Origin of the sequence: Paenibacillus darwinianus (assembly GCF_000598065.1) — a bacterium.
Classification (GTDB): Bacteria; Bacillota; Bacilli; order Paenibacillales; family Paenibacillaceae; genus Paenibacillus_I; species Paenibacillus_I darwinianus.
On sequence record NZ_KK082149.1, the window covers coordinates 109,699 to 115,485 of the forward strand.

The 5,787-nt window shown below is 53.4% G+C and carries 5 protein-coding genes and 1 pseudogene; 1 reads left to right on the forward strand and 5 read right to left on the reverse strand.

Features of this window, described 5'->3' with window-relative positions; all coding sequences use genetic code 11:
- Positions 1-848, forward strand: a pseudogene (locus tag BG52_RS16400) (ISL3 family transposase); the annotation flags it as partial.
- Between the two features lie 344 nt (positions 849-1,192).
- On the opposite strand, the gene spoIVB reads toward BG52_RS16400, so the two are convergent.
- The 5 genes from spoIVB to BG52_RS06610 all read right to left on the reverse strand — a co-directional run.
- On the reverse strand, positions 1,193-2,518 hold the full coding sequence (spoIVB, locus tag BG52_RS06590; protein ID WP_036585107.1) for a SpoIVB peptidase: 1,326 nt from the start codon (positions 2,516-2,518) through the stop codon (positions 1,193-1,195).
- 105 nt (positions 2,519-2,623) lie between these two features.
- Positions 2,624-4,333, reverse strand: coding sequence for a DNA repair protein RecN (gene recN, locus BG52_RS06595; protein WP_036585105.1), 1,710 nt, complete (start codon positions 4,331-4,333; stop codon positions 2,624-2,626).
- 53 nt (positions 4,334-4,386) lie between these two features.
- Positions 4,387-4,839: a transcriptional regulator AhrC/ArgR gene (gene ahrC, locus BG52_RS06600; RefSeq protein ID WP_036585103.1), complete on the reverse strand. Its 453-nt coding sequence runs from the start codon at positions 4,837-4,839 to the stop codon at positions 4,387-4,389.
- Positions 4,836-5,321: a hypothetical protein gene (locus BG52_RS06605; protein WP_036585101.1), complete on the reverse strand. Its 486-nt coding sequence runs from the start codon at positions 5,319-5,321 to the stop codon at positions 4,836-4,838. Before BG52_RS06605 ends, ahrC begins: the two co-directional genes overlap by 4 nt.
- Positions 5,322-5,501: 180 nt before the next feature.
- Positions 5,502-5,787: SAM-dependent methyltransferase (locus BG52_RS06610; RefSeq protein ID WP_036666985.1), on the reverse strand; the 286-nt coding region annotated here is incomplete at its 5' end.

A 5,787-nucleotide genomic window follows, 5' to 3' on the forward strand; every position in this document is an offset into this window, starting at 1 on the left:
ATGCTGTCAGCCGGTTTGTAGGCGAGCACGACACGCGCCTGTGGCGAATTCTTCATCACTACGTAGACAATGCAATCGCGGCGCAGGATCTTTCGTACGTTACGAAGATCAATACGGATGAAACGTCGGCAAAGCGCGGGCACAACTATATCACCATTTTCATGGACCCCGAGCAGAAGAACGTCATCTGCGTGACTAAGGGCAAGGACTCCAGCACATGGGACGAATGTAAAAAGCAACTGGAAGCCCATGGCGGTAAAGCAGAGAACATTAGCGAGGTCTGCATGGACATGTCGCCGGCTTTCATCAAAGGAGCCACCGAGAACTTTCCCAAGGCGTCCATCACGTTCGATAAATTTCATGTGATTCAGGCTGCCAACGAAGCCGTTGATGAAGTACGCCGCACCGAACGAAAAAGTTGCGCCGAACTGAAAGATACGCGTTATATGTGGCTCAAGAATCCGGGAAACTTGACTTCGGCTCAACAAGAAACGATGGCGAAGCTGAAAGACTGTGATCTGGACACGGCCAAGGCATACCGCATGCGTCTGATTCTGCAAGAGATATACCGTTATCCGGCTTCAATCGCGCCGATGGTGCTGCAAGACTGGATTCAGTGGGGACTGCGTTGCCGATTGACTCCCATGGCGATTTTGACACCCAGCTTTTTGAGCTTGTGCAGAATGCTTAAAGCATAGTCCATATTTAATCTAACCAACGGCTTGTTGGAAGGAGTAAACAGCTTGTTTCAAGCCGCCAAACGAAAGGCGCGCGGATACCGCTCCGAAAAAAACATTATCGCCATGGTGTATGTGCTGGCGGGCAAATTGAACTTTGCCCTGAAATAAGAAAAGAATTGGCAACAGCATGGAGCCACGCATCGCTCGCACCTGGACCAATTCCCTTGTCCAGCAACCAGTATACCCTTTCGGAGCTCTGATTATGCTGCAACAGAAGGTGAACGCGGAGCGATGCATCTATACCAATTCCCTTGTCCGATTTTCAAAGATTTTCTGGAAATTGATAGAGCAGTTTTGATCCGAAAACATTGCTAGCGGCGAAGAGCCTTATTTTTCTTTACTTCTTTTTGAAATGTGAATTATAATATATAATTTATTACACCAAACGTGGTGATTCGAAATATTTCGCTTCCGTTCTTTTTTATTCGACAAAACAAAAAGCTTAGGCGCGTTCATCCCGCCTTAAGCTTTTGGCCTCCCGATTGTAGTAAAATTCCCGCATCCCTCAACATCCATTCAATGAAGCATCCATATCCGGATGAAGGATCATTGACGAAAACATGAGTGACCGCTCCTACGAGCTTTCCCTTCTGAATGATGGGGCTTCCGGACATGCCTTGAACGATGCCGCCTGTCTTGGCCAGCAGCTTCCTATCGGTGATTTTGATCACCATTCCTTTGGTTGCCGGCGCTGTTTGCTTCGATACATGCGTAATGTCTATATTAAACCGCTCAACCTTCTGGCCGCCTACAACGGTCAAAATCTGAGCCGGCCCTTCCTCCACTTCTTCTGCGAAAGCAACCGGCAGCGGCTCACCGGCATATGCCGGCTGAGGTAGTTCCTTCATTCGTCCGAAAATTCCGAATGGCGTATTGCGCTCCACGTTCCCTAGCACTTTGCCTTCCCGGACGAAATATGCCCGCTTCTCCCCGGGTTCTCCGGTAGAGCTTTTGTTGATCGACGTCACGCTGGATTGCACTACCTGGCCTTCTCCCACCTCAATAGGCGATTGGGTGTCCATATCCGTAATGACGTGACCGAGCGCGCCATACACGCCCTGATCCGGCGCATAAAAGGTTAACGTCCCGACTCCTGCTGCGGAATCGCGGATATATAAGCCGAGCCTCCATGTCTTGTCGTCGCTGTCGTAAGCCGGCCTGATTTCTTTGCGGAGCAGTTGGCCGCCGCGCCTGATCTGAAGCTGCAGCGTCGTGCCAGCTTTGCCCGCTTTCTCAACGATCTCGGCCATTTTGGATACTTGGTTCAAACGAACGCCGTTTACGGTGACGATCAAATCGCCGAGCCGGATGCCCGCATACTGGCCTGGCGAAACCTCTGCGCCGTTGAAATCCCTTACCCGATGGTGTCCGACGACCATGATGCCCGCCGATCTCACCTTGACGCCAATCGTCTGGCCGCCAGGTATGACCTTGAGATCGGGAACGACTGTCAATCTTACGGTCTTGAAAGGAATGGAACCAAATAATTTCAGCTTCATCTCGGTACTCCCGCTGCGGCCCGGTATTAACGAAAGCGGCTGTTTTAAATTAACCTGGGTGCTGGCTTTGCGCGAGCCGTTCACCCTTACCACGTCCGGATCGACCGTTACGACCGCATGCACGGGCATCTCATAATGGAGCTTTTTCTGCTGCCCGGCAAATAACCGAAGCTTCGTCGGAAAGGCGGCATAATGCTGGAACGGGGTAGAGATGCCGATCAAGCAAACGAAGAACACGAGTACAAGCCCGAACCATCGCATCCGTTCATTGGAGTTCAATGATTTCACGCTCCCTCAACCATCGCTTCGCCAATGGCGTACCTATAAGGTAACCCCGCCCTTATGCTTTTATGACCGATAAAAGCTTCCCGAATTGTCTTCTAATTACGCCCCCTTCTGTCGATTCGCCAAGTCAAGCATTTCCTGAGCATGGTGGCGGGTCTTGCTCGTGACCTCAACGCCGCCCAGCATCCGTGCCAACTCCTCAACCCGGTCGTCGCCGAGCAGCTCGGCAACGGACGTCGAGGTCCGGTCACCCTTAACCGTTTTCTTGATTTCATAATGGTGATCGGCCATACAAGCCACTTGCGGAAGATGGGTAATGGAGAACACCTGGCAATTACGCGAAAGCACGGACATTTTCTCGGCGATCGCTTGCGCCGCCCGCCCGCTGACGCCCGTATCGACTTCGTCAAAAACAAGCACGGGCACACCGTCTATGGCTGCGAAAATCGTCTTCATAGCCAGCATAATACGGGATATCTCGCCGCCCGAGGCGATCTTGTTAAGCGGCTTAAGCGGCTCGCCGGGGTTTGCAGACAGCATGAACACCGCTTCGTCCAGCCCTTGCGGCGTCAGCTTGCTCCCGCTTCCGCTTTCTCCGCCTTGAATCGCATCCAGCTGCACCTTGAAGGAGGTGCGCTCCATCTGCAGCTGCTTCAGCTCCGTCTCTATCTCCTGCGCAAGCCGTTCGGCGGCGTGGTGCCGCAGCTCGGACAAGCCTAAAGCGAGTGCAGTGGCACGGTCGGATAGGCGGCGCTCCTCCTCGCGAAGCGTCTGAAGGTGCTCGTCGCGATTTTCCAGCTTATCGGCTTCGGCGGCGATCTTCTCATAATAAATAAGGATATCCGGAATCGCCTCTCCATATTTGCGCTTCAAGCCGCTGATCAAATCGATCCGGTCCTCGATTTCGGCCAGACGCTCGGGATTCGATTCGATGCCATCCCGATAATCGCGGAGCTGGAACGCCACGTCCTCGGCTTGGTAATAGGCCGACTGCAATTGCTCCAGAAGCGGATCAAGCACGGAGCTGTCGTAAGCGCGAATATCCTCCAGCCGGGATATTGCCTTGCTGATCGCGGCGAGACCGTTGCTTCCGTATAGCAGCGAATAAGCCTCTGTGGCGTGCTCCATCCGCCGTTCCGCATGCGACAGCTTCCGCTTCTCTTCCAGCAGCGCGTCGTCTTCACCAGGCGTGAGACGGGCTGCGGCGATCTCCTCCACCTGGAAACGATACAAATCGAGCATTTGCATATTTTGCCGCGACGAATCCTCCAGGTCCCTCAGCTTTGCTCTTGTCTGCTGATACTGCCTGTAAGCGTCCCAATAAGCCCGTTTCTTCTCGGCGAGCGTATCTCCGGCGTACAAATCGAGCCATTCGAGATGCTGATCGGTACGGAGCAACGACTGGTGCTCATGCTGCCCGTGAATATTGACCAGATATTCCCCGGCCTGACGGAGCATGGATAGATTGACGATTTGTCCGTTGATTCGGCTGACGCTCTTGCCTTGCGAGCTCAGCTCCCGCCGGACGACCAGCATCTCCTCCGGATTCGCGTCGATACCGAGCGAGGACAACACGCTCCACAGCCGATGATCCGCACGTATATCGAACAACGCCTCGATTTCAGCTTTGTCGCAGCCGTAACGAACCATATCGGATGAGCCTCTGCCGCCTATGACGAGGCTGAGCGCGTCGATCAGAATCGACTTGCCGGCGCCCGTCTCCCCGGTCAGCACATGAAATCCGTGATGGTAGTTAACGGATACCTGTTCAATTACGGCCAAATTACGAATGGATAACTCGCGTAACATCAGTTAATATCCCCTTTCTGGTTCATGTACCGACCGGAAGAACTGTAACGGTACTAGCCGTTCAGAAGCCCGATCATTCTTTCCACGATTTCCGCGCTTTGCGTTTGGGTCCGGCATATCAGGAGTATCGTGTCATCTCCGCAAATGGTGCCCATCACTTCCTGCCACTCCATGTTGTCGATCAGAGCGCCGATCGCGTTCGCGGTGCCCGGCAGACACTTCATAACGACCAGATTGTCCGTGTAATCGATGTGTACAAAGTTATCAAGCATGGCCCGTTTCAGCTTATGAATCGGATTAATTCTCGCTTCCTGGGGCAGGGAATAACGGTATTTCCCGTCGCCGGCGGGCACTTTGATCAGCTGCAGCTCCTTAATATCCCGGGATACGGTAGCCTGAGTCACATTCAGTCCCGCCATGCGAAGCGAGTCGACCAGCTCGTCCTGCGTCTCGACCACATTGCTTCCAATAATTTCCTTTATCTTTAGATGCCGTAGTCCCTTCATGCGTTATCCCCCCCGTGCGGCTCTCCGATAATAAATGTGATGGTCCGTATCGATTTCTCTTTGGAATCAATGAACAGAATCCCCGCCGCGGAAGGAATGAGCAAGGCGTACATAAACAATCGGTCTCTGACTCCGCTGCCCGTCCAATCCATCGGCATCCGCTCGCGTGCGGTCTTGACCAGATAGGTCTTGCCGTCCTTCTCCACGACATAATCAATGAAAAGCCGGCTGCGGAGCGGCTGGCCGTCGAGCCCGATCATAATCGGCACTCTGTGCTTGCCCGACATGACCTCATAGCCGGCTTCCTCGAGAAAACGGATATGCTCGTCATCGGGCGCCAGCTCGCCTCCTTCTCCAAGCAAATAAATCCGGCCCGCAGGCGGCTCGTGAAGCCATACATAAAAACGCCTGTAAAGCCACACCGCCAGCAGTACGCCCGTTACCAACATAATTAGCCAATCGATCCCTTGCACAGCAGCCATCGCCTCCAAACACGGATTACGATGTAAATTTCGCCCAATGGAGGATGATTTCCTCTAGCCATATATACGAACGTTTGTTTGTGCCAAGTATAGCAGATTTTGACGGAGAGCACCAGTCATGAATGACATGAAAAAAGATGACCGGCGCTCAAGACGCTGCAGTCATCTCATTCGTTAACGTTAGGTTTTGGCAAACGTTCGGTGCGCTTCGGCGACCAAGCTTTTGGTGTCCGCCGATACGGCGGATTGCGCACCGGGTTCCGCAGCGTCCGAACGTTCCCAATAGGCGAGAAATTCGATGTTGCCCTCGCCCCCGGTAATCGGGGAATAAGTGACCCCCCTCAGCGTAAAGCCGCTTTGACCCGCGAATCCGAGAATCCGCATCAGCACTTCTTCATGCACGGCCGGATCGCGCACAACACCAGACTTGCCGACATTCTCACGGCCCGCCTCAAACTGCGGCTTG